The following is a 25,186-nucleotide window of genomic DNA, read 5'->3' on the forward strand; positions in this document are numbered from 1 at the left end:
TCAGAAGTTGATCGTGGCATCCAAGCCATAGGTGCGCGGCGCGTTGAAGTTGCCGTAGTCACCCAGCACGCCGCCGATCTTGCCCGTGGTGCCAACCGCGAAGGCAGGCAGCGAGTTCGACGGATCGCGGCGATAGACATAGGCGGTGTTGAACAGGTTGCGACCCCACAGACCCACCGTCAGCTTCTGGCCAGTGCTCGACACCGGAATGTCGGCCAGGGCCAGGCGGCCGTTGAATACCACCGAAGCGTCGTTCTTGGTGGCATACTGGTCAAACGTCTGGGTGGCCTGCGAATAGTTGCCATCCAAGTGCAGGCGCACTTCGGCGCCGTTGGTGCCGATCGGGTGGGCATAGTCGATCGAGCCCGACGCCGCGTTGCGCGGGGTGAACACCACATAGACGTTCTGGGTGATGCCGGTGAACGGGTTCGTCACCTGCGGCAGCTTGGTGTAGGTATAGGCGTAGGAGGCGTTCAGCGTCAGGCCTTCCACCGGCTTGACCGTCAGATCGGCTTCGATGCCGCGGATCTTGGTCACACCGGGGACATTGACCGTTTCCAGCACGTTAACGTTGGACGAACCCGACACGTAGATCGCGTTGAAGTCCACCTGGCTGTTCTTGCGGTCCATGATGTAGCCGGCGATGTTGAACCGGGCGCGGTGATCCCAGAAGTCGCTCTTGAGGCCGACTTCATAGGACTTCACGTTTTCCGGATCGAACCCGCGATACGTGGGCGAGCGCGAGGATGCACCGCCAGCGCGATAGCCGGTGGCATACTTGGCATAGACATGCAGGCCATCGTTCACGTCATAGGCGATGGTCGCCATCGGATTGAACTTGTTCCAGGTCTTGTCCAGCGTGTTGCCATTGGCAGCATTGCGGAACGTGACCAGCGTGCCCTTCTTTTCGTCGTGGGTGTAGCGGCCGCCCACGGTGATGTGCAGTGCCTCGGTCGGGTTGACGGTCGCCTGGGCGTAGCCGGCCAGGCTCTTGGAATTGGCCACCGATGCACGGTCGATCGAGGCGAACGGATTTTGCAACGCGGCGGTGTTGATGGTGTAGCCGGTGCCGTCAGCGTTCCAGATGTTGGAGTTGGGCGTGGCGGCGTTATCCGACACGTGCTCGTTGAAGTAGAACACGCCCGCAACGTAATCGACGATGCCGACCGAGCCGACAGCCTGCAGTTCCTGGCTGAACTGGTGCTGCCACAGGTTGGCCAGCGAATAGCGGCTGAATGGCGCATTGGCGGCATAGACCGGCACGCGGTGCGCGCCGCCCGAGTTATCCCACTGTTCGCTGGTCACGCCGCGCCATGCGGTGATCGAGCGCAGTTCGAGTTCGGGCGATACCTTCCACTTCAGGGTGTTGGTAAAGCCGTGGGTGCGGTCGATGCTGGGCTGCTGCGGCACGCCGATATCGGCCACCTTCATGCGCGTCTGGCCGTTGACCACGACAATGCTGGGCGGCTGCACGACGGTGCCCGTCAGCGTGGTGAACGCCGTGCCGGGCGCCACGCACTTGCTGTTGGCGGCAACCGGGCCGGCAACGCAGCCGTTGGGGTTCTTGTTGAGCAGCTGGCTGTAGAATGGCGAGTTGCTGTCCCAGCCGTTGTCATAGCTGAAATCGTTGGTGATATCGCTCGTGGGCTTCCAGCGCACGGCGATGCGGCCACCGCGACGGTCGAAGTAGTTCCAGCCGGTCTGGCCTGCGAGCGGGTTCTTAACCGTGGCGCCCTGGTACTGGGCGACGCCATCGAGCTTGACCGAGAAGTTGTGGTATTCGGGCAGGTCGAGGTGGATTTCGCCGTTGTACGAACCATAGTTGCCAAAGCCACCGCTGATGCGGCCGCCGAACTGGCCCGAGGGCGCCTTGGACACGAGGCTGAGCGCGCCACCTTCGGTGTTGCGGCCAAACAGGGTGCCCTGCGGGCCCTTGAGCACTTCGACGCGTTCCATGTCGAACAGCGCGGCGTTGAGGCCATGCTGGCGGCCCATGTAGACGCCATCGATATAGACGCCCACGCCCTGCTCGCGCGCCGGCTGGTTGGCGTCGAGCGGCACGATGCCGCGAATACCGATAGTCAGCGCGGTCTGGCGCGCTTCGAACGTGGCGACGCGCAGCGACGGCACCGCGCCATCGGCCAGGTCGAGCAGGCTCTGGACGTGGCGGTCCTTGATCGTTTCAGCCGAAACGACGTTGATCGAGATCGGCGTCTTCTGAAGGTTGGTTTCGCGCTTGGTGGCGGTGACCACGATTTCGGTCAGGCCCTTTTCACCCGCAGAAGCATCGCTTGCCGGTGCTTCTGCCGCAGCATCGGCAGCCGGTGCAGTGTCGGCCGCGAAAGCCGGCATGGCGTTCAGCGCAAGCGCGCCCGCCCCGGCCAGAAGGCCGGCACGAACAGTGTTCTTCAACATCGGATTTCCCTCACTGGTGAGGCTCAAACGCCCCTTCGCGCCACCCCCTAGGTGGGCATGGCTGCACTTTTGTGACGCGCGCATGTCAGGAATTGTCACATTTGACCGAAACCTGACATTTTCCGCAGCAAAATCGGCGGATTACCGCACTTTTCTGCGCTTCATGGCAAAATGTGTCCGCACAAAAAAAGCCCCGCTCCGGGCGAACCGAAGCGGGGCCGATCAGGCGAATCGCCCGGGGGCACATGGCCCCCGCGCGCAGGGTGGATCAGAATCCGGCCTTGAGCGTCACGAAGACCTGGCGCGGCGCACCGGCCAGCAGGGTCTGGTTGTCGCCCGAGAAGCCGAAGCCGTTGGAGCCAATCGTGGCGATGTAGCTCTTGTCGAACAGGTTGGTGCCATTGACCTGGATTTCCAGCGGCGTGCGCTGGCCCACGTCGATGCGATAGCCCAGCGTGGCATCGACCAGGGCACGGCCCGGCACCGACTGGTCGTTGAGGTAGGTGAAATAGCGCTTGGACATATAGTTGACCGCAACGCGCCCGAAGAACGAATTGCTGTCATACGAGATTTCGCCGCGCGCCAGGTGCTTGGGCGTGTCGACCACGGTCTTGCCGGCGGTGAGCGCCGTACCGTTCGCGGTGACCACGTTGTCGCGATAGGTGTTGTTGTTGTAGCTGTAGGAAGCGAACAGCGCGAAGCCGTAGGGCAGCTTGTAGTTGACCACCGCTTCCAGGCCATAGGCGCGCACGTTGCCCACGTTCTGCACCAGGTTGGCCGCCCCGACGATGCCGACCGAGGTGGGGATCGTCAGCAGGCGATTGCGGAAGTTGACGAGGTAACCGCCGAGCACGGCGTTGAGCGGCCCGTTGTTGACGCGCAGGCCGCCTTCATAGGTATCGGACTGTTCGGGCTTGAGACCATTGGCGGCGATCTGGTTGAAGCCGGCCTGGGTGGTGGAGAACGGGCTGGATGTGGCGTCAGCCGTGAAGGCGCGCGTCACCTGGGTGAAGCCGGCAAAGACTTCGGCGCCGCCGCCCAGCTTGTAGGTGAGGCCAGCGTGCGGCTGGAACCAGTCGCGCGCTTCGAGGCGGCCCACCGCCAGGTTGCTCTGCGCCGCCAGCTTGGACGCACGATTGATCACGTCAAAGCCCTTCCAGCCGAGATTGATCTTGAGCGCGCCCAGATCGATATCGTCCATCACGTAGTACTGCACCGTGGTGGTGTTGTACGCCATGTACCACTGCGTGGCGAACGGATCGGTCAGGAAGTGGTGGAAGTCGATGCCGGGAACGGTGCGGCTGGTCAGCCCATAAAACCGGCGTGCCTGGTTGAAATCGTTGTTTTCGGCCCAGCCACCCACGGTGAGCTTGTTCTTGTTCAGATCGACCACGAAATCGCCGAACACGCCTTCGCGCTTGATGTCGTATTCGGTGGTGCGCACCGACATCGGCACGCCGCTCGGGCTGGCGAGATAGGGCGTGCCCCACAGGCCCTGGCCGCGGTTGTGGTGATAGTAGGACTTGATGTTGAACGAGATCGTATCGTTCAGCGGGCCACTGGCGCCAAAGGCATAGACCCAGTCACGGCGCAGGCCGGCCGCGTCGTAATAGGCATCATCGGCGTTGATCATGTTGTCGGGATAGGTGGTGCCGGCGGCCGGGTTGGTCGGCTTGACGCCGGTATAGCCGGTGTTGGCACCCACATCGGCGGCGAGCACGGCCGTGGCATACTGGTGCGGGCCGAAGTTGTCCCAGTTGTAGCCATGGCGCGCGATCAGCGCGAGCGAGAGATCCTGATAGTCTTGCTCGACGCGGTCGGAATAGCTGTACCAGCCTTCCAGGTTGATGCGGCCGGCAGGCGCAATGAACTTGAAGTTGGTCATCAGCGTGCGCTGCTGGCCATCACCCTTCCACTTGTTGCCGTTCTGGTACTGCAGCGACCCGAACGCGCGCACGCCATCGGGGGTGCCCACGGCCAGACGGCCGAAGCCGCGCCAGGTTTCCGACGAACCATAGGAACCGCTGGCATCGATGGCGACGTGGTGATCGCGCAGCAGTTCGGCCGGATCGATCGACTTGAATTCCAGCGTGCCGCCCAGGTTGCTGGTCGACTGCGTGTCGATCGCACCCGAACCCTGGCTGACGGCGGTGACGCCGATGTTTTCCGGGCTGATCGCGCGGCTGACATGCAGGCCGTTGTTGTTACCATAGCTCATGTTGCCGAGCGGGATGCCGTCGAGCGTGAAGCCCAGCTGATTCTGGTTGAAACCGCGAATGGTGACGCGGGTGGACCATTCATAGTTGCCGAAGGCGTCAGCCGACTGGAAGTTGACGCTGGGCAGCTTTTCAATGGCCTTGAGCGGGCTGGTGCCCGAGGCCAGGATCGCCAGGTCGGCGGCCTTGATTTCCTGCGTCTGGCGGGTTTGCCCGGTGCCCAGCACGACGATTTCCGGGCCATTGGCGGCGGCATCGGGCGCGGATTCAGGCGCCGGCGCGGCAGCGTCGGCGGCAAAGGCGGGGCAGGAGAAAAGCACGGCGCAGCCGGCAAGCAGGGCAGAAACGCGACGCATGGTAATCCCTCATGGATTTTGCCCCCGTGCAAAAGGGGGAATGGTGCGACGCGCCGGCTAGCCCCGTGCGGTTTCAGATTGATGCCGTTTCGATGACAGTTTGGCGGCACTACCCCAGATTATGCGTCATCAAACCGTCATGGATGGCGCCGGCCTGCCGGGCGCAGTCGAGCGCCAGCAGCCGTTCCAGCAACCAGCTGCGCGCCGGCCCGGCCGGGCTGTCGCGCCGCCATTGCGCGTGGATCGGATAGGTGATGCTGTCGCCTTCCGGCATGGCGAGGTGGACCAGACGGCCACTGGCCAGGTCATCGGCCACGACATGGCGGGGCATGTTGCCCCAGCCGATGCCCTGACGCAGCAGGGCATGCTTGGCGCCCAGATCGCCCAGCCGCCAGGTGCGCGCTGCCAGGACCGAGAAATCGCGTCCCTGGGTCAGCGCGGAACGATCGGTGAGGACGAGCTGGAGATATTGCCGGCCCGTGCCTGGCGCCACCGCGCTCATCCTTGCCAGCGCGTGGCCGGGGGCGGCCACCGGCACCAGCTCGACCGCGCCAATGGCGATGCGATCGAGTGCGGGATCATCGACCAGCACCGCGCCGGTGATCGCCAGGTCTGCCTGGCCATCGAGCAGTTGCCCGGGCACGGCCCCGAGTGCCTCGACGTGCAGGCGCAGATCGACGGTGGGGAACGCCACCAGGAATTCCTGCAACAGATGGGCCAAGGCCTCGGTCGGGAACATGACGTCCACCGCCAGGGTCAATTCGGCCTCGAGCCCCTGGTTATGCCCGCGCACGCGGGCCATCAGCGCATCGACATCGTCGGCCACGGCACGCGCGCTGGCCAGCACGGCGCGGCCGGCATCGGTCAGCTGCGGCTTGCGCGATCCCTCGCGGTCGAACAACACGACGCCCAGCTGCGCCTCGAGATTGGCAATGCCATAGCTGACCACCGAGATCGCCCGGCCCAGCCGGCGCGCGGCGCCGTTGAAGGTCCCCTCATCGACAACCGCCAGAAAGATGCGGATCTGGTCAATGCTGGGCTGGCCCACATCCATGCCGCGCTACTCCATTCAACGAAACTGAACATTCTTATCCGAAATATGGGGATTTTAGAAAAGGACAAAAGCCGCCAGACAGCACGCGACGCATTCCCCCACCGCTTTTGCCCCAGAAGGATTCGATCCCATGACCACCCGCACTGCCGATCCCCGCGTACTGCCCCTGATCGTGGACCGCTGGTCGCCGCGCGCGTTTGACGGCGCCGCCGTTCCGGCTGAAGACCTTGCGGTGATCTTCGAGGCAGCGGGCCTGGCGCCTTCGGCATTCAACTATCAGCCCTGGCGGTTTCTCTATGCCGTGCCCGGCGATGCCAACTGGGCCGCGTTCCTCGACATCCTGATCCCGTTCAACCAGGGCTGGGCCAAGGATGCCGGCGCGCTGGTGTTCATCGTGTCGGACGAATCGATGCGCAAGGACGATGGTACCGCCAATCCCAATCACAGCCACAGCTTTGACGCTGGCGCGGCCTGGGCCATGCTGGCGTTGCAGGCCACTGCGCTGGGCTATCACACCCATGGCATGACCGGGATCGATTTTGCCAAGGCACGCGACGTGCTGGGCGTGCCCGAAGGCTGGCGCGTGGAAGCGGCCGTGGCCATCGGCCGCCAGGATAGCCCGGAAAAGCTGCCCGATTTCCTCAAGGACCGTGAAGCGCCAAGCGGCCGCAAGCCGGTGGCCGAAGTGGCCGTGGCCGGAACCTTCGCCAGCCTGCCCGCCTGATACGCCAAGGCGAAACGGTTCCCGCTGCCGCAACGGCCAGTGGGATGTAGAGCACATTTCGTCGCATTGGCCGGGGCGCGCCCTTGGCAGCGGCGGGAACCGACGCCACGTTGGATCCCATAGCATAACGCAATTGTTTGTTTCGGGGTCTCGCAATCATGACATTTGGCAGGCGCCAGTTCCTTGGCGCACTTGCCGGATCGGCGGCCTCGGCGCTGTTTCCGCGCGCGGCGGCAGAAGCGATTGCGCCTATCCAGGGTTCGAACGGTGCCTGGGCACCCGGCCTTGGCCCCGGCGCAGCCACGCTTCCTCCCCCCTCGCCCGCGGCAGACAGCCCGGCTCTGCTGACCCGCGCTCTTGGTGCACTGCGCGAACATGGCAACCATGTTGCCGCGCAAGACGTGATCGGCATCGTCGATTTTTCCGCCCCCTCGCGGGAGGCGCGCTTGCAACTGGTCGATGTGGCCAGCGGCCGGGTCTTGTCCTCCCACCTCGTGGCGCATGGCCGGGGTTCCGATCCTGCCAACAAAGGCTGGGTGGAACGGCTTTCGAACGAATACGGTTCGGAAGCATCGTGCAGCGGCAGCTTCCTGACCGGCGACACCTATTACGGGCGGCATGGTCGTTCGCGCCGGCTGATCGGCCTCGATCCGGAAAACAATCTGGCGCAGATGCGCGGTATCGTGATCCACGCCGCCAGCTATGTTGGCCCCGACATTGCCAACATGCAGGGCCGCGTTGGCCGCAGCCAGGGCTGCTTTGCCGTGTCGAACACCGATATCGATCGTGTGCTGGGGCTGCTCGGCCCTGGCCGGCTGCTCTACGCCGCGCGCTGAGCCAGCGCGTGGCGGTGCCGCGAATTGCCGCCTGCGCCACGACCAGAACAACCCACCAAAACGCAGCACGCGCGCATCGGTTCCCATGATCACCCGAAAGGGTGCTAACGTGGGTTAAAGCTTGCCTCACAAGCCTTTCTGTGATCCCGACAGACATTCTCCCGCGGGTTGCTGCTACTTGTCACAAAGTGTCGCAGGGCGTTGCCAAATCGGCTTTCGTCCACTTTGGCCGACAAGGCTGTGCTACGCGGCCCTGCGAATCATACATGTCGGTGAAATAATGTTGCACAGTCTTCCGGTTGCTCCCTCCTTCCGGTTCCCGGCCCTTCGCCTGGCGGCCACCCGCGCGCTTACGCCCCTGGCCCTGGCCGCCCTGCCCCTGGGCGCCACGCTGATGCTGGCCGGTTGCGGCAAGGGCCAGGAAGGCCCGCCCAAGCAAGACGCGCAGGTTGGCTATATCGTGGCCACGCCCACGGCCGTGCCGGTGTCCACCGAGCTTTCCGGCCGCACCGTGGCCAGCCAGATCGCCGAGGTGCGCCCGCAGGTGACCGGCATCATCATGGACCGCCTGTTCACCGAAGGCAGCATGGTGCGCGCCGGCCAGCCGCTCTACCAGATCGACTCCCGCAGCTATGCCGCCACGGCAAGCCAGGCCGCCGGCAATCTGGCCGCCACCCGCGCCACGGTGGAATCGCTGCGCCTCAAGGCCGAACGCTACAAGGTGCTGGCTGACCAGGGCGGCATTTCCCGCCAGGACGCCGCCGATGCCCTGGCTGCCTACAACCAGGCGCGCGGGCAGGTCATGGCCTATCAGGGCGCGTTGCAGGCCGCCAAGGTCAACCTGGGCTTTACCCGCATCCTCGCGCCGATCAGCGGCCGCATCGGTGTGTCCAGCGTGACCAAGGGCGCGCTCGTCACCTCCAGCCAGACCGATGCGCTGGCCAAGATTCAAAAGCTTGATCCGATGTGGGTCAACATCCAGCAATCGAGCAACGACTACATGGCGCTGCGCCGCGCGCTGCAGTCGGGCAAGCTCTCTGCCGATGGATCGGCCCCGGTCAAGGTGATCCTGGCCGATGGAACCGAGTGGCCGGTGGAAGGCCGCCTCAACTTTGCCGATGTGGACGTGAACAGCCAGACCGGCACGGTGATCCTGCGCGTGACGGTGCCCAACCCCAAGGGTGACCTGCTGCCCGGTCTGTTTGTCAAGGCGCGGCTGGTCCAGGGCATCGTGCCCAACGGCATCCTGGTGCCGCAGGGCGCGGTCAGCCGCACCCCGCGTGGCACGGCCACGGTTCTGGTGATCAATGCCAAGGGCCAGGCTGAAACCCGCGACGTGACCGCCGAAACGCCGGTGGGTAACAACTGGCTGGTGACCAGCGGCCTGGCTGCCGGAGACAAGGTGATCACCGAAGGGCTGATCAAGGCCAAGCCGGGCGCCAAGGTCAAGGGCACGCCGGCGGCGGCTCCTGCCGCTGCGCCTGCTGCTGATGCCACCCCTGCCCCGGCCAGCGCGGGGGCAAAGTAACGCCCCATGCTGTCGCGCTTCTTTGCCAATCGCCCGATCTTTGCCTGGGTCATCGCCATCGTGGTGATGTCTGCGGGCGCGTTTTCCATCACCACCATGGGGGTGGAACAATACCCCGACATCGCCCCACCAACCGTTTCGATCAGCGCCACCTACAACGGGGCTGATGCGCAGGCGGTGGAAAACAGCGTGACGCAGGTGCTTGAGCAGCAGCTCAAGGGCATCGACGGCATGCTCTATTTCACCTCGACCAGCAGCAACGGCTCGGCCAATATCACCACCACGTTCGAGAAGGGCACCAACCCCGATACGGCGCAGGTGCAGGTGCAGAACGCCATCTCGCGCGCCACCAGCCGCCTGCCCACCGTGGTGCAGCAGCAGGGCGTTACGGTGACCAAAGCGCAGAATGACCAGCTCTTGGTCATGGCGCTTTATGACACCACCGGCCGCAGCACCAATGCCGACATCGCCGACTATCTGACCACGCGCATCCAGGACCCGCTGTCGCGCGTCGAAGGCGTGGGTTCGGCCGACGTCTATGGTTCGTCCTATGCCATGCGCATCTGGCTCGATCCGGCCAAGCTTGCTGCGGTCAACCTGATGCCATCCGACGTGAACGCCGCGCTGACCGCGCAGAACACCCAGGTCGCCGCCGGCGAAGTGGGCGCCCTGCCCGCGCCGCAAGGCCAGCGCCTCGATGCCACGGTCACCGCCCGTTCGCGCCTGCAGACGGTGGATGATTTCAAGAAGGTCATTCTCAAGACCAGCGCCGACGGCGGCGAAGTGCGCCTGTCCGATGTGGCGCGCGTGGAGATGGGCCAGGAAAGCTATTCCTCGATCAACACGCTCAACGGCAGTGCGGCCACCGGGATCGCGGTCAGCCTTGCCTCGGGCGCCAACGCGATGAAGACGGCGCAGCTGGTCAAGGCCAAGATCGACGAGCTGGCCAAGTCCATGCCCGAAGGCTACCAGATCTCGTATCCGCGCGATTCCAGCACCTTCGTCAAGATCTCGATCGAGGAAGTGGTCAAGGCCCTGCTCGAGGCGATCGCGCTGGTCGTGGTGGTGATGTTCCTGTTCCTGCAGAACTGGCGCGCCACGCTGATCCCGGCGATCGCGGTTCCGGTGGTGCTGCTCGGCACGTTCGGCATCCTGGCGCTGTTGGGCTATACCATCAACACGCTGACCATGTTCGGCCTGGTGCTGGCGATCGGCCTGCTGGTCGACGATGCCATCGTCGTGGTCGAAAACGTCGAGCGCGTGATGCACGAGGAGCATCTTTCGCCGCTCGATGCCACGGTCAAGTCGATGGGCGAGATCACCTCGGCGCTGATCGGCATCACCCTGGTGCTGACCGCCGTGTTCATCCCCATGGCGTTCTTTGGCGGATCGACTGGTGCGATCTATCGCCAGTTCTCGATCACCATCGTTTCGGCGATGGGGCTTTCCGTGCTGGTCGCTTTGATCCTGACCCCGGCACTGTGCGCTACGCTGCTCAAGGCGGAGGAAAAGCCGCACGGCCGCTTCTTCACCGGGTTCAACCGTCGCTATGACCGGTTGCAGGAAGGCTATCAGAACCGTCTGGGCGGGATCGTGGGCCGCCCCTTGCCGTGGATGCTCGCCTTCGTGGCGATCATCGGCGCGATGGTGTTCCTCTATACCCGCCTGCCCACCAGCTTCCTGCCCGACGAGGACCAGGGCCAGCTGATGATGAGCTACACCCTGCCGGTCGGCTCCACCATGGAGCAGACCCAGGCCGTGGCCAAGCAGGCGCAGGACATTATCCAGCAGACCGAAGGCAACAATATCCGCGCGGTATTCATCATCGCCGGGCGCGGCCAAGGCGGTTCGGGCCAGAATACCGGCCAGGGCTTCATCCTGCTCAAGGATTGGGACGAGCGCGCCGGCAGCGACAACAGCGCCGCAAGTATTTCCGCCCGCCTCAACAAGCTGTTTGCCCAGAAGTTGGGCAGCAAGGCGCAGATCTTCGTGCTGTCGCCGCCGGCTATTCGCGGCTTGGGCAACTCGGCCGGGTTCGACATGTATCTCCAGGACAGCGCCGGCCAAGGCCGCACCGCGCTGACCGCAGCGCGCAAGCAGCTGGTCGATGATGCCAACGGCAGTGGCCGCGTGGCGCAGGCCCGCCTGCAGGGCCTGGAAGATACGCCGCAGCTCAATGTAGCGCTCAACGACGAGGCGATCACCGCTTTCCAGATCGCGCCGTCCGACGTGAACTCCACGCTGTCGACTGCCTGGGGCGGCACCTATGTCAACGACTTCGTCGACCGTGGCCGCGTGAAGAAGGTATTCGTCCAGGGCGATGCGCCATATCGCAGCAAGCCGCAGGATCTGGGCCAGTGGTATGTGCGCGGGTCTGATGGGCAGATGGCGCCGTTTGCCGCCTTTGCCCAGACCAACTGGACGGTTGGTGCCCCGGTGCTGCCGCGCTTCAACGGCATCGCGGCGCAGGAAGTGGTGGGTAACCCGGCGGGCGGCATCAGTTCGGGCCAGGCGATGCAGACCATGGAAGACCTCGCCGGCAAGCTCAATGGCGGCTATAGCGTGGCGTGGGCGGGCCTGTCGTATCAGGAACGCGCCGCCAGCAGCCAGACCGGCCTGCTCTATGGCGCGTCGATCTTCTTCATCTTCCTGTGCCTGGCGGCGCTCTATGAAAGCTGGTCGGTGCCGGTGTCGGTGCTGCTGGTCATTCCGCTCGGCGTGATCGGCGCCGTGCTGGCCGTGACGCTGCGCGGGTTCAACAACGACATCTATTTCCAGGTGGCGCTGCTCACCACGATCGGGCTTTCGGCCAAGAACGCGATCCTGATCGTGGAATTTGCCGAGGCAGCGCTGCATCGCGGTGTTGCCCCGATGGAAGCCGCACTGGAAGCGGCGCGGCTGCGTTTCCGCCCGATCATCATGACCTCGGTGGCGTTCATCGCCGGCGTCATTCCGCTGGCGGTGGCGAGCGGGGCCGGCGCCAACGGCCGCCGCGCGATCGGCACCGGCGTGCTGGGCGGCATGCTCTCGGCCACGCTGCTGGCGATCTTCCTGGTGCCGCTGTTCTTCGTGCTGGTGAAGCGCGTCTTTGCTCGCGGCAAGACCGGCAAGGACACGCCCCCGGCAGATAGCCACGCCATGGACAAGGAGCCGCAGGCATGACCGCGCCCATCGTGAAAACCGCCCGGGCCGCGCTGTGCGGCGTGGCCGTGATGGCGCTTGGCGCCTGCAACCTGGCGCCCAAGTACGTGCGCCCCGATCTGCCGGTGGCGCCCAGCCTGCCCCAGGGCGCCAGCTATCCGACGCTGGCCGATGGCGCCGGCGGGGTGGATGCGATCGGCTGGCAGGCGTTCTTTACCGATCAACAGCTGCGCGACACGATTGCCCTGGCGCTGTCGAGCAACCGCGACCTGCGCAGCGCGGTAGCTGCCGTGGCGCAGGCGCGCGCGACCTATCGCGTGGACCGTGCCGCGCTGGTGCCCACGGTCACTGCCGGCCCCAGCGCCTCGATCTCGCGCAACAGCACGATCCGCAGCGAAACCTACGAGGTGAGCGGCAACGTTTCGGCCTATCAGGTCGATCTGTTCGGCAAGCTGCGCAACACCAGCAAGGCCGCGTTCGAGGCCTATCTGGCCAGCGACGAAGGGCGCAAGGCCACCCAGATCACCGTGGTTTCGGAAACCGCCACGGCCTGGCTGACCCTGGCCGCCGATCGCGACGCGCTCGCCGTGGCCCAGGCCACGTTCGCCTCGCGCAGCAAGACCCTGCAGTTGACCCAGCAACTGGAAGCCAATGGCGTGGGCACCAAGCTGGCCATAGCCCAGGCGCAGACCGCGCTGGACACCGCGCGCGCCGATGTGGCGGACTATACCACCTATGTGGCGCAGGATCGCAACGCACTGGAACTGCTGGTGGGCGCGCCGGTGCCCGAAACGCTGTTGCCCAAGACCCTGGGTGACGGGCGCCAGACCCTGGCGAGCCTGCCAGTGGGCCTGGGTTCTGACGTGCTGCTGCGCCGGCCAGACGTGCTTCAGGCAGAGCATACCCTGAAAGCCGCCAACGCGCGCATCGGCGCCGCCCGGGCGGCGTTCTTCCCGTCGATCTCGCTGACCGGCCTGCTTGGCCTGGCCAGTTCGAGCCTGTCGGGGCTGTTCAACGGGGGCACCTTTGCCTGGTCGGCCAGCGGCAGCGCCACGCAGACGCTGTTCGATGGCGGCGCCAATGCCGGCAACCTTGCCTATGCCAAGGCCAGCCGCGATGCGGCGGTGGCGGCCTATGAAAAGTCGATCCAGACCGCGTTTCGCGAAGTGGCCGATGCCCTGGCCCGGCGCGGCACGATCGACGACAAGGTGGCCGCGCAGGAAAGCAATCTTGCCAACGCCGAAAAGGCGGCACGCATCACCCAGTCGCTCTATCAGAACGGCATCAACACGTTCCTGGAACCGCTCGATGCCGAACGTACCGCCTACACGGCGCGGCAGGCGCTGGTCACCGCGCGGCTGGCGCGAGCGACCAACATGGTCACGCTGTATGAAGTGCTCGGCGGCGGGCTGACGCCCTGATCGGGGTGCCGATCGGTCCGTAACGGTCGGGTTGTGGCTGCATCGATCCTTGCCGCAGCGCAGCAGGACAGGAACACTAAGGGCATCGGGACAAGGCCGCGCGCGGCCGTTCCGGTGCCCTGCTGTTTTCCGGCCCAAGGACGCTACCCGCGATGCCGCTCTCATCCGCTTCCCCTGCCCCGCTTGCCGCAGACTCACCGGCCGGCATGTCGGCAGCGCGGCGGCCGTTGCGCGTGGCGCTACTCAACGTGAAGTACAGCCCCAACCTGGGCGATGGGCTGCTGGCCGAATGCCTTGAGCGCGAACTGGCCCATGCGCTGGGCGGCGCCGATGTCTACTCGATCGACATTGCCGGGCGCCATGGCTGGTCGACCGCATCGGCGGGGCGGCGGCGGCGCATGCTGGCCGTGCTGGAAGCGGTGCCGCCGGCGCTGCGCCGCGTGATGGCTGGCGTTGCACTGATGGCGTTGAGCCGGCTGGCGCTGCGCCGGCATGTCGCCCGCGCTCTGCACGGGGCCGATGCCGTGGTGATCGGCGGGGGCAACCTGTTGACCGATGCCGATCTCAATTTCCCGATCAAACTACGCAGCGCCGCCTCAGAGGTTGCCCGGCGTGGACTGCCCATGGCGGTGCATGCCGTGGGCGCCAGTGCGCACTGGTCGCCGCGCGGGCGGGCGCTGTTTGCCCGTGCGCTGGCCCGCCGCCCGCTGGCCCATGCCGCCGTGCGCGATGAAGCCAGCCGCCTGGCCTGGGCCGGCCAGTTGGAAACCCGCGGCGCCGTGGCGGCAGAGGTGGTGGGTGATCCCGGCCTGCTTGCCAGCCTGCACTATCCGCGCGGGTCTTCCCCCGCTGCGGAGGCAGTCCTGGCCACCGGCGCCCCGCGCGAACGCCGCGTGGGGCTGTGCATCACCGACCCCTTGGCGCTGCGCTATCACGTGGGGCAGCATCACGGCGCAGCGGCGCAGGCTGCTGGCGCCTTGCAGGATGCGGCGGTGATCGACTGGTACGGCGCGCTCGCCACCGCCCTGGTGCAGCAGGGCCTGCACGTGATCCTGTTCACCAACGGCAGCCCGGAAGACCGCGCTTGCCTTGCCCGCAACGCGCCGCGCTGGACGGCAGAACGCGCCGCCGCAGATTGGCGCGGCGGTGTGGCGCACCAGGGCCAGGGGCGTGTCAGCATGGCCGCGCCTTTTGCCACGCCGGCCGATCTGGCGGGGTTCGTTGCCGGATGTGATCTGGTCATCGCCCACCGCATGCATGCCTGCATCGCCGCCCATTCGTTTGCCGTGCCCACCATCGGGCTGACCTGGGATGACAAGCTCGCCAGCTTCTTTGCCCTGGCCGGGCGTGCCGCCTATGCCGTCGATGGCCCGGCGATGACGGCGGCCGCGATGGTCAACCTCGTGCACGCAGCCCTGGCCGAAGGGGTGGACCGCGCGGCGCTCGCCAGCCTGATCAGCCGCACCCGCGCCGATGTGGCACGGCTGGCCCGGCGCCTGGCCCATGCAGCGCAGCCTCGCCTTGCCAAGGGCCCAGCGCCGCACCCGCGCGCAACGGCAAGTGCCAGTGCAGTGGTGCCAGCCTGATGCGCGGGACGACGATCGATCGTATCGTGGTGATCAACGATCTGGCGCGGCCGATGGGCGGCGCCAGTGCGCTGGCGCTGTCCTCTGCCCACGCGTTCCGCGCGCTGGGGCATGACGTGACGCTACTGGTTGGCGATGCCGGCGACGATGGCTGCCTGGCGGCAGCGGGCATCGCATGTGTTGCGCTGTGCCAGGGACGGCTGCTTGCCCGCCCCCGGATGGAAGCGGCACTGGCCGCCTTGTGGAACCGCCGCGCGGCGCAGATGGTCGCGCGCTGGATCGCGCAGCATGATACGCCGCGCACGGTCTATCACCTGCACGGCTGGCTGCAGATCCTGTCCCCGGCCGTGTTCCATGCGCTCGCCCCGGTGCGCGATCGACTGGTCATTTCCGCGCATGATTTCTTCCTCGCCTGCCCCAACGGGGCCTTCGCCGATCTGCGCACCGGGCAGCCCTGCCCGCTGGTGCCGCTGTCGCGCGCCTGCATCACCGCCAATTGCGACCGCCACAGCCGCAGCCACAAGCTGTTGCGGGTGCTGCGCCATGCGATCCAGACGCGGGTGTTTGATCCAGCGCATGCGCCGCCGGTGCTGGCGATCCATGCCGCCATGGCGCCGCTGCTGATGCGCGCCGGCATTCCCGCGCAGGCGATCCACGCGCTGCCCAACCCGGTGCTGCCATGGTCGGCCACGCGCATCGCTGCCGAGGATAATCGCGAGGTGCTGTTCGTCGGCCGGCTGGAGGAAACCAAGGGGCCAGACCTGGCCGCCGCCGCCGCCCGCGCCGCCGGGGTGCCGTTGCGCCTGGTGGGCAGTGGCGCGCTGGAAGCAACGCTGCGCGCCCGCCATCCCGAGGCGCGGTTCAGCGGGCGCCTTTCCCCGGCGGAGATCGCCCGCGTGGCGCAGCGCGCCCGGTTGCTGGTTATGCCCAGCCGCTATCCCGAACCCTATGGCCTGGTGGCGATGGAAGCGGCGCGCTCGGGCATTCCGGTGATCCTGCCGCCCACCGCGCTGCTGGCGGGCGATCTGGTGCGCCATGGCGCGGGCTTGGCCATCGATCCGCGCGATACACCAAGCTTTGCCGCGCAACTGGCGGCATTGGCGCAAGACCACGCCCGCATCCGCGCGATGAGCGAGGCGGCCTTTGCCCTGCCCGATGATCTGGCGCTATCGCCCGATGCGTGGGTGGGCCGGCTGCTCGATTTCTATGCCGCGCGGCTGGCCGCCCGGTCCGTGGCAGAACACGCCCAGACGCAGGGTCAGCCGTGCGACGAGCGGCGCCAGCGTGCCGTCGACGGGCCAGACGTATCGCCACCATCAGCCGGTTGGCCCGGCCTTGGCCGCACTGGCCGCACCCGGCCATTGAGCACGGCCGAACTGGCCAGCGGCGCGCGCCGTTCGAGATCGCGCAACAGCGAATAGGGATGGCTGCGCGCGAGGCTGCGCCAGTGCTGGATCTTGACGGACAGCAGCACCACCGCCAGCGCCGCGACCGATACCGCCCAGCGCCACACCTGCATCTGCCCCGATTGCGCGGCGGCCAGGAATTCGGCCACGCTCATCCACACCGCCTGCGCGCCGAGCAATTCCGAACTCGGCTGGTCCGGCACGGCCAGAAGGATCAGCAGCCCTAAAACATAGGCCATGATCGCCGTACTCTCGGCCGATGCCCAGCCGGTGACATAGCCGGCGGTCATCAGCGTGGCCATGGCGAGCGCCAAGGCGCGGCCAAGGCGGACGAGTTGCACAGGAGCAAGGCGGGCAAGCAGGTGGTTCACCCTGCCATGGGTGGCACAGCAGCCCTCAACGAATGCTTGCGCGCGATCGTTAATGGCCAGGCATATGCGCTACGCACAACGCCTGAGGGAGACTATCCCGGCTTTGGCAGCAATCTGCCCCACGCCTTCGGCATACCAGACCGCTGAATCGCTTGGATTTGACCTGATCGCTTGATCCCCAACATGCCGTGACCGCCAGGATGCCGCGCCAAGTGCCTCGGCAATGGGGGCGATTGCTGCCGCGAGGGATGCGCTCCGGTGATACCAGAAAGCCCATGGCGATGGTGGCAGGAGGCATGGTGCAGCAGCAGCGACAGGGGGTTGGCGCGCTGGCGCATAGGGCGGCAACGGGGTGGAAGCACCGGGCGCGCTGGGCACGAATGGCGGCGCGCTGGGGTTCGCTTGCCGGGGCGCTATCGTGGCCGATGCTCGCCGCCGGGCAAAGCGCGCCAGAGCGCCGCGCCGGGCCCGAAACCGTGGAGAACCGCATTCGACCGGGCATGGAGGGCACCGGGCTCGTGGCCGGATCGTTGCGCATCCTGCCCACGGTGGCGTTCGGCGTGGTGGCGACGGACGATCTCTATGCCCGCCGCGTGCCGCGCGTAGCCGATGTGGGTGCCAATCTGGCGCCGGCCGTCACCGTGCAATCGCAATGGAACCGCCATTCCCTCACGCTGCGGGCCGATGGCCTGTTCGAACGCTATGCCCGCCATGGCGCCGAAGGCAGCGATCGCTATGGCGCGGGGGCGGCCGGGCGGATCGATATCGGGCGCGATACGCGGGTGAACCTCGACGCCGCGATCGATCGCCGGATCGAGGCACGCGGCACCACCGGCGATACGCTGTTCGGCGTCAAGCCGATCGCCTACCGCCAGGTCAGCCTGGGCGGCAGCGTGGAGCAAGCCGTGGGCGCCACCCGCCTGGCGTTCGACCTGCGGTTCGATCGCTTCCACTATTTCAACCGGCACGATGGCAACACCACCATCGTGCTTGCCCCGCGCGACTATCAGGCGCTGGCTGGTGGAGCCAAGGTGGTCCGCCCGATCTCCTCGGCGGTGGCGGTGTCGGTCGCCCTGCGCCTCAACAGCACGCGCTATCCCCATGAAGACCGCACGCAGCCCAGCCGGCGCGGCCATGGCTATGCCGTGATGGCCGGCATTGCCTTTGGCCAGGATCGCCTGCTCGAAGGGCAAGTGGCGCTGGGCTATCTGCACCAGCGCTTTGCCAGCCGGGCCTATCCCACCATCGCCGGGCTGGCTTACGATGCCAATGTCCAATGGCACGTCACGCCGCTGACCACCGTGTCGCTCGCGGCCGACAAGACTATCCAGCGCTCCCCAATCATCGATGTCGCCGGGATCGAGCAACAGCAGTTCAGCCTGGGCGCCGCGCACGAATTGCTGCGCACGCTGATCCTGCGCCCGAGCGTGAGCTATACCATCAACCGCTTTCGCGGCGGGGCGCGGGTCGATCGCTATGCCAGTGCCGGGCTTGCGGCGACGTGGCAGGCCGCGCCGCATGTCATGGTGGAAGGGGCGCTGCGCCATGCCCTGGGCCGCACCAGCGCGCCCGTGGCCAAGCCGCGCGAATATGACCAGAACCGCGCCACGATCACCTTGAAATACGTGTTCTGAAAGAGTCGCGCCGCGATGGCCAGCCTGCCGCTTGATCCATCCCTGCCGCTGGCCGATCCAGCGCCTGACACCACCATCGACCGGGCTGCACGGCGCGCCGAACTCGCGCTGCGGGCGGCCATCGCCTTGCTGTTTCTGGTGGCGCTGGCGGCGGCGTTGCGCCTCTTCGCGCCGGGGCCGGATCATGCCGCGCTGCGCCTCGATCTGGCTGGTGCGCCGGCCGCGCTGCATGGCGCACCGCCCCCTGCCCTGCCCGATCCGGCTGCGCTGCTAGACGTGAGCGCCCGGGATGCTCGCGCGTCCAATGCGGCGGTGCCGATTGCGGTAGCGCCAGTGGCCGCCGCGCCCTTTGCAGTGGGCGCGGCAGCGCCCGCAGCACTGGAACGGGCACGCGATTGCCTGGCCGCCGCCGCCTGGTACGAAGCAGGTGATGATCCTTCGGGAGAGCGGGCCGTGGTGCAGGTCGTGCTCAACCGCGCGCGCCATCCCGCCTTTGCCGGCCCCGGCGGCAAGGCCAGCGTGTGCGGCGTGGTGTTCCAGGGATCGCAGCGCCAGACCGGTTGCCAGTTCTCCTTCACCTGCGATGGCAGCCTGGCGCGCCGCCATCCCGGTCTTGCCGCCTGGGCGCGCGCACGCGCCATTGCCGGGGCGGCGCTTGCTGGTGCGGTGGACCCGCGCGTGGGCTGGGCAACGCATTACCATGCCGATTACGTCGTGCCGAAATGGCGCGACGGGCTGGCCAAGCTGGCGCAAGTGGGCGCGCACCTGTTCTATCGCTGGCCGGGTTGGTGGGGCACAGGCCCGGCGTTTCGGCTAAGCGGCACCAATCTCGCGGGAGAGCCGGTGGAGCCAAGCCTCGCCGCCCTGTCTCCAGCGCATGAGAGCACGCTCGCTGCGGCTGACCCCACCCTCCTCGCCGGCCTGACAGACAGTGACGAGGCCGTGACGGTCGACACCCGCCTGGCTGCTATAAACCAGTTGCCGCCTACCGCTCTGCGCGATGCCGGCCCCTCGGCAGCGCTCGCACCGGGCCGGGCCGCACTCATGGCGCTGCATGGCGGCGGCGATGACACGCCGCTCGACAGCAGGCCGATCCGCATCACCTTTGACGCCGCGCTGTTTCCCGGCCGCTATGCCATCCAGGCGCTGGAGGCCTGTGGGCACCGGCCGCGGTGCACCGTGCTGGGCTGGCGCGGCGCGCCGGGCAGCCTCGATACGCTGGCCTTTGCCTATCGTCGCAATCGCGACAGCGGCGGCGAAGGCGCCTGGTGGGATTGCACCCTCACCCCGCGCACCGATCGCGCGCAGTGCCTGCCGCCCGTTGGACAGCGCCAAGCCCTGCTCTCCGGCGGCGGCTGAGCATACTGGGCGTCGTCTCCCCTTGCCCGCCGCGCGGCCCCGCTTCACAAGGCGTTGGGGGCTGCAGCGGCGCAGCTGGCAGGAGAGTGGGCAATGGCGGGACTGGCGCGCAACGCCTTGGCAGGGCTGGCGATGGCCGGGCTCATGCTGCCCGAGGCGGTCGCCTATGCCGGGATTGCCGGGCTGGCACCGGGCCGCGCGCTGATTGCGGCGGTGGTCGGCGGGCTGGCCTATGCCCTGGTCGGGCGCAGCCGCTTTGCCGTGGTTTCGCCCACGTCGTCTTCCGCCGCGATTCTGGCGGCGAGCCTGGCCAGCCTGGCGACGGGCCAGGCCGGAGCAGCGATGCTGGCGGCCAATGCCACGGCGCTGACGCTGCTGGCCGGCGCCCTGTTCCTGGCCCTGGCCGCCGCGCGCCTGGGCAGCTTGGCCGGGTTTGTCGCGCGGCCGGTGCTGCGCGGCTTTGCCCTTGGGCTGGCGCTGACGATCATCATCCGCCAGTTGCCGGCATTGACCGGGCTGCCCGCGCCGCAAGGCAGCGTGGGCGTGGTCGGCTGGACCATCCTGCGCCAGGCAGGGCAGTGGCATGGTGCCACGCTGGCCTGCGGCGTGGGCGCGCTGGCGTTGCTGTTGCTGCTGCGCCGCTGGCCCGGGGTGCCTGGCGCGCTGATCGTGCTGGTCCTGGGCATTGCAGCGGCCAGCCTGCCGGGCTTTGCCGGGCTGGGCGTGGCCCAGGCTGGCCCGGCACCGCTGGTGCTGAGCGCGCCGGTGCTGCCCGGTGATCCGGCGCAATGGCTGCGCCTGGTGCCGCTGTCCGCGCCGCTGGTGCTGATCCTGTTTGCCGAAAGCTGGGGCACGATGCGCAGCCTGGCCCTGGCGCGCGGCGATACGCTGGATGCCAATCGCGAGCTGGCCGGGCTGGGCCTGGCCAATGCCGCCGCCGCGCTGGCGCAGGGCATGCCGGTGGGTGCGGGCTTTTCCGCCGGATCGGCTAATGCCGCCAGCGGCGCCACCAGCCGCGTGGCCGGCGTGTTTGCTGCGCTGGCGCTGCTTGCCCTGGCACTATGGGCTGGGCCGCTGACCGCGCGCCTGCCGCAGCCGGTGCTGGCCGCTGTGGTCGTCGCGGCGCTGACCCACGCCCTGTCGCCCGCGCCGCTGCTGCGCCCGTGGAAAGTGGGGCGCGACCGCTGGACCGCGCCCGTAGCTGCGCTCGGCGTGCTCACGCTGGGGGTGCTCGATGGGCTGCTGGTGGCGGTGGGCCTCAGCCTGGCGCAATTGCTCTATCGCCTGGCCCATCCCTCGCTCAGCCAGTTGGGGCAGTTGGGCACCAGCCACGATTATGTCGACATGGCCGCCCACGATACCGCGCGCGCAGTGGGCGGGCTGGCGATCTTTCGGCCCAATGCCCCCCTGTTTTTTGCCAATGCCGAAACCGTGCTGGGCCTGGTGGCGCGCCGCGCGCAAGGGCTGGGCGTGCCGGTGGTGGTCTTGAGCCTGGAAGAGAGTGACGATCTCGATACCACGGCCGCCGAGGCGATCGGCGAATTGCACGCCACGCTGGCACGGCGCGGCGGGCGCCTGATCCTGGCCCGCACGCATGATCGCGCGCGCGCGGTGCTGGCGGCATCGGGCCTGGGTGATCTGGCACGCGATGCCACCTTCAGCGTTGCCGATGCCGTGGCATTGGCGCAGACTGCGCCGCGGCAGGCGTGAAGCATGGAGCGTGAGTCATGGGGCTGGCCGGTCCGATCCAACCGATTCTCAAGACCGTGGCCATTGCCGATCTGCGCCCCACGCAGATGACCGTTGGCCTGCGCGAAGTGGAGCGCAAGCGCCGCGACTGGGAGCGCCGCAACGAAGCCAGCGCCGCCGGCGAATTCCTGGGCGCGCACATGATTCCGGCCGTGATCGGTCCCGATGACCAGCTGTGGATGCTCGATCACCATCACCTCGCCCTGGCGCTGCATCTGGAAGGGGTGGAAGAAGTGCTGGTCTCGGTGGTGGCGCGGCTGGCGCACTTGCCGCGCAAGCGGTTCCTGGCGTTTCTCGACGCCAACAACTGGCTGCACCCCTATGACGCGCGCGGCCGCCGCCGCGAATGGAAGGCGCTGCCCCATCACGTGGGCAAGCTGGAGGATGATCCCTGGCGCTCGCTGGCCGGTGACGTGCGCCGCGCTGGCGGCTATGCCAAGACGACGCGGCCCTATGCCGAATTCCTGTGGGCCGATTTCTTTCGCGATCACATCGGCCCGCGCAAGCTGGCCAACAAGTTTGACCAGGCCCTGCGCGAGGCGATCGACCTGGCCCGTGGCCACGGCGCGCGACACCTGCCCGGCTATGCCGGCGTGGAAAGCGATTAAGCGGGCGCCTGACGTGCGTTAGCCGTAAACGCCCGGCGCAAACCCGGTAGCGCCGCTTTCCACCTCGAACAGGGCGCCATCATATTCGCCCGGATCGGCAAGGCCAACGCGCGCGCTGGTCACGAACATGCGATCAAGCCCTTCGCCGGCAAACGTGATGTTGGTAATCCGCCGCGCCGGCAGGGCGATCGTGCGGTCGAGCCGGCCATCGGGGGCAAAGCGGCTGATCCGCCCGCCATCCCAATGCGCCTGCCACAGAAAACCCTGCGCGTCGCAGGTCATGCCATCGGGATAGCCATCATCCTCGGCCAGGCGAACGAACACCTCGCGCGGGCCAACGCCCTCGTCGGTCAGCGCAAAGCGATAGATCACCCGGCGCGCGCTGTCAGCATGATAGAGCCAGATGCCGCATGGCGAGAACGCCGGCCCGTTGGGCACGCCATAACCGGTGTCCATCGCCTGGAACGCGCCATCGCTGCCCAGGCGATAGAGCGTTCCGTTGTCCTGCTCTTCGGCCATGTCCATCGTGCCGCACCAGATGGCGCCATGGGCATCGGCCTTGCCATCGTTCATGCGATTGCCGGGCAGATGCGGCTCTGGCCCACTGCGCGGCCCGATCACAGGCGTGGCTGACGCGGGATCAAAGGTGATCGAGCCGACACCGCCGCGAAAGCCGCCGATCAGGCCGCCCGTCTTGGCCGCCGCCACCCAGCCCAGTGGCTCGGGCATGGTCCAGCGATCGATGGCGCCGCTTGCCAGATCCATGCGGTTGAGCGCGGGGGCGAGGATGTCGGTCCAGTAGAGCGCGCCATCGCGCGGGCACCATAGCGTGCCCTCGCCCAGGATATCGGCCACGTCGCGGTCGATCTTGCGCCACAAAGCCATCGCGCTCCCGTCCTCTCGCCTTTGGTGGCGGGGTAGCGCGGATCGTGCCGCCCTGCCCCGCCCCGGTTTCCAACCGCTTGGTATCAGTGCCCGTGTGGTATCAATGATTGTCGCGCGGCAGGCCCATGGTCTGGGCGATCCGCTGATACTTTTCCGCGCCTTCCAGGATGGCGCCCGTGTTGAGCTGGCCGACCACGGCGCGCTGGATTTCCTGCCACGGCGTCTGGCTGGCGGGATAGGGATAGCCACCCTTGGCCACCAGCGCGGCACGGCGCGCTTCCAGCACGTCGTCGGCCACCAGCACGTTGACCGTGCCGGCCCTCAGATCGATGCGCACGCGATCGCCGGTTTCGAGCAGGGCCAGGCCGCCCATCGCCGCCGCTTCCGGGCTGGCGTTGAGGATCGACGGGCTGCCCGAAGTGCCCGACTGGCGCCCGTCACCAATGCATGGCAGCGCGCTGACGCCCTCGGTGATGAGGTAGGACGGCGGCCGCATGTTGACCACTTCGGCCGCGCCGGGATAGCCGATCGGCCCGGCGCCGCGCATGAACAGCAGGGTTTCGGGCGTGATCCCGACGGCAGGATCATCGATGCGGTGGTGATAGTCTTCCGGCCCGTCGAACACCACGCAGGGGCCTTCGAATGCTTCGGGATCGGCCGGGTTGGACAGATAACGTGCGCGGAATTCCTCGCTGATCACGCTGGTCTTCATGATCGCCGCGTCGAACAGGTTGCCCTTGAGCACCAGGAAACCGGCTTCTTCCACCAGCGGCTGGGCGAACGGGCGGATCACGCGTTCGTCCTCGATTTCCACGCCACGGCAGTTTTCGCCCATGGTGCGGCCGTTGACGGTCATCGCCCCTTCGCGGATCAGGCCCTGGCCGATCAACTGGCCAACCACGGCCGGAACGCCACCGGCGCGATAATAATCCTCGCCCAGGTATTCGCCCGCCGGTTGCAGATTGACCAGCAGCGGCACCTTGTGTCCCAGGCGCTGCCAATCATCGAGCGGCAGGTCCACGCCGACATGGCGGGCGATGGCGGCAAGGTGGATCGGCGCGTTGGTCGATCCGCCAATCGCGGAATTGACGACGATTGCGTTGTGGAATGCATCGAGTGTCAGAATGTCTGACGGCTTGAGGTCTTCGCGGACCATATCGACGATGCGCTTGCCGGTGCGATAGGCGCATTCCTGGCGATCGCGATAGGGCGCGGGGATCGCCGCCGAACCGGGCAGCATCATGCCCAGCGCCTCGGCCAGCGAGTTCATCGTGGTGGCCGTGCCCATCGTGTTGCAATAGCCGGTGGACGGCGCCGAGGAGGCGACGAGCTTGATGAAGCCATCGGCATCGAGTTCACCGGCGGCCATCATCTGGCGGCCCTTCCACACGATGGTGCCCGAACCGGTGCGCTCGCCCTTGTGCCAGCCGTTGAGCATCGGTCCCACCGAAAGGGCGATGGCCGGGATGTTGACCGTGGCCGCCGCCATCAGCAGCGCGGGCGTGGTCTTGTCGCAACCAGTGGTCAGCACCACGCCATCGATGGGATAGCCATAGAGCGCCTCGACCAGGCCAAGATAGGCCAGATTGCGATCGAGCCCGGCGGTGGGCCGCTTGCCGGTTTCCTGGATCGGGTGGACCGGGAATTCCAGCACGATGCCGCCCGCTTCGCGCACGCCTTCGCGGATGCGCTCGGCCAGCACGAGGTGGTGGCGGTTGCATGGGGAAAGGTCGCTGCCGGTCTGGGCGATGCCGATGATCGGCTTGCCGCTGCGCAGTTCTTCCAGGCTCAACCCGAAGTTCAGATACCGCTCGAGATAGAGCGAGGTCATGTCGATGTTATCGGGATTGTCGAACCAGGCGCGGCTGCGCAGCTTCGGGGTCTGGTGCTCGGTCAT

General features: G+C 67.2%; 16 protein-coding genes. 11 read left to right on the forward strand and 5 right to left on the reverse strand.

The genetic code is table 11. The features are described from left to right. The 3 genes from ABIC78_RS10645 to ABIC78_RS10655 form a co-directional block, all read right to left on the reverse strand. Positions 1-2,415, reverse strand: coding sequence for a TonB-dependent receptor (locus tag ABIC78_RS10645; protein ID WP_022677368.1), 2,415 nt, complete (start codon positions 2,413-2,415; stop codon positions 1-3). A 268-nt stretch (positions 2,416-2,683) separates the two neighbouring features. Continuing rightward, positions 2,684-4,987 carry a TonB-dependent receptor gene (locus tag ABIC78_RS10650; protein WP_022677367.1) on the reverse strand — a complete coding sequence of 768 codons (2,304 nt, stop codon included), beginning with the start codon at positions 4,985-4,987 and terminating at the stop codon, positions 2,684-2,686. Between the two features lie 109 nt (positions 4,988-5,096). Further along, positions 5,097-6,041, reverse strand: coding sequence for a LysR family transcriptional regulator (locus ABIC78_RS10655; RefSeq protein ID WP_107715686.1), 945 nt, complete (start codon positions 6,039-6,041; stop codon positions 5,097-5,099). Between the two features lie 130 nt (positions 6,042-6,171). Between ABIC78_RS10655 and ABIC78_RS10660 the strand changes: the two genes are divergently transcribed. From ABIC78_RS10660 to ABIC78_RS10710, 11 genes are all read left to right on the forward strand, one after another. Continuing rightward, entirely contained in the window at positions 6,172-6,765 is a 594-nt protein-coding gene (locus ABIC78_RS10660; protein ID WP_354489565.1) for a nitroreductase family protein, read from the forward strand. A 158-nt stretch (positions 6,766-6,923) separates the two neighbouring features. Beyond that, positions 6,924-7,601 (forward strand): murein L,D-transpeptidase catalytic domain-containing protein, encoded by a 678-nt coding sequence (locus ABIC78_RS10665; protein ID WP_171796284.1) that lies wholly within the window; start codon positions 6,924-6,926, stop codon positions 7,599-7,601. Between the two features lie 280 nt (positions 7,602-7,881). Then, a complete protein-coding gene (locus ABIC78_RS10670) occupies positions 7,882-9,129 on the forward strand; it encodes an efflux RND transporter periplasmic adaptor subunit (protein WP_354489568.1) in 1,248 nt (415 codons plus the stop codon). A 6-nt stretch (positions 9,130-9,135) separates the two neighbouring features. Continuing rightward, the gene (locus ABIC78_RS10675) at positions 9,136-12,291 is read left to right on the forward strand and encodes an efflux RND transporter permease subunit (RefSeq protein ID WP_354489570.1); all 3,156 of its coding nucleotides are present in this window, start codon (positions 9,136-9,138) and stop codon (positions 12,289-12,291) included. Beyond that, complete coding sequence (locus ABIC78_RS10680) at positions 12,288-13,691, forward strand: efflux transporter outer membrane subunit (RefSeq protein ID WP_354489572.1); 1,404 nt, start codon at positions 12,288-12,290, stop codon at positions 13,689-13,691. Before ABIC78_RS10675 ends, ABIC78_RS10680 begins: the two co-directional genes overlap by 4 nt. A gap of 152 nt (positions 13,692-13,843) precedes the next feature. Then, on the forward strand, positions 13,844-15,277 hold the full coding sequence (locus tag ABIC78_RS10685) for a polysaccharide pyruvyl transferase family protein (RefSeq protein ID WP_354489574.1): 1,434 nt from the start codon (positions 13,844-13,846) through the stop codon (positions 15,275-15,277). Further along, positions 15,277-16,698 carry a glycosyltransferase family 4 protein gene (locus ABIC78_RS10690; RefSeq protein ID WP_354489576.1) on the forward strand — a complete coding sequence of 474 codons (1,422 nt, stop codon included), beginning with the start codon at positions 15,277-15,279 and terminating at the stop codon, positions 16,696-16,698. Before ABIC78_RS10685 ends, ABIC78_RS10690 begins: the two co-directional genes overlap by 1 nt. Positions 16,699-17,329: 631 nt before the next feature. Continuing rightward, positions 17,330-18,688 carry an outer membrane beta-barrel protein gene (locus tag ABIC78_RS10695; protein WP_354489578.1) on the forward strand — a complete coding sequence of 453 codons (1,359 nt, stop codon included), beginning with the start codon at positions 17,330-17,332 and terminating at the stop codon, positions 18,686-18,688. A 15-nt stretch (positions 18,689-18,703) separates the two neighbouring features. Continuing rightward, positions 18,704-20,047, forward strand: coding sequence for a cell wall hydrolase (locus ABIC78_RS10700; RefSeq protein WP_354489580.1), 1,344 nt, complete (start codon positions 18,704-18,706; stop codon positions 20,045-20,047). A gap of 93 nt (positions 20,048-20,140) precedes the next feature. Further along, positions 20,141-21,757 (forward strand): SulP family inorganic anion transporter, encoded by a 1,617-nt coding sequence (locus tag ABIC78_RS10705; protein ID WP_354489582.1) that lies wholly within the window; start codon positions 20,141-20,143, stop codon positions 21,755-21,757. A 17-nt stretch (positions 21,758-21,774) separates the two neighbouring features. After that, the gene (locus tag ABIC78_RS10710; protein ID WP_168351375.1) at positions 21,775-22,404 is read left to right on the forward strand and encodes a ParB-like protein; all 630 of its coding nucleotides are present in this window, start codon (positions 21,775-21,777) and stop codon (positions 22,402-22,404) included. An 18-nt stretch (positions 22,405-22,422) separates the two neighbouring features. Here the strand turns inward: ABIC78_RS10710 and ABIC78_RS10715 are convergent, their stop codons facing one another. Together ABIC78_RS10715 and ABIC78_RS10720 are read right to left on the reverse strand one after the other, a co-directional pair. Then, entirely contained in the window at positions 22,423-23,289 is an 867-nt protein-coding gene (locus ABIC78_RS10715; protein ID WP_354489584.1) for an SMP-30/gluconolactonase/LRE family protein, read from the reverse strand. 100 nt (positions 23,290-23,389) lie between these two features. Beyond that, on the reverse strand, positions 23,390-25,186 hold the full coding sequence (locus ABIC78_RS10720; RefSeq protein ID WP_354489586.1) for an IlvD/Edd family dehydratase: 1,797 nt from the start codon (positions 25,184-25,186) through the stop codon (positions 23,390-23,392).

The organism is Novosphingobium sp. 1529 (assembly GCF_040544855.1).
Lineage (GTDB): Bacteria > Pseudomonadota > Alphaproteobacteria > Sphingomonadales > Sphingomonadaceae > Novosphingobium > Novosphingobium capsulatum.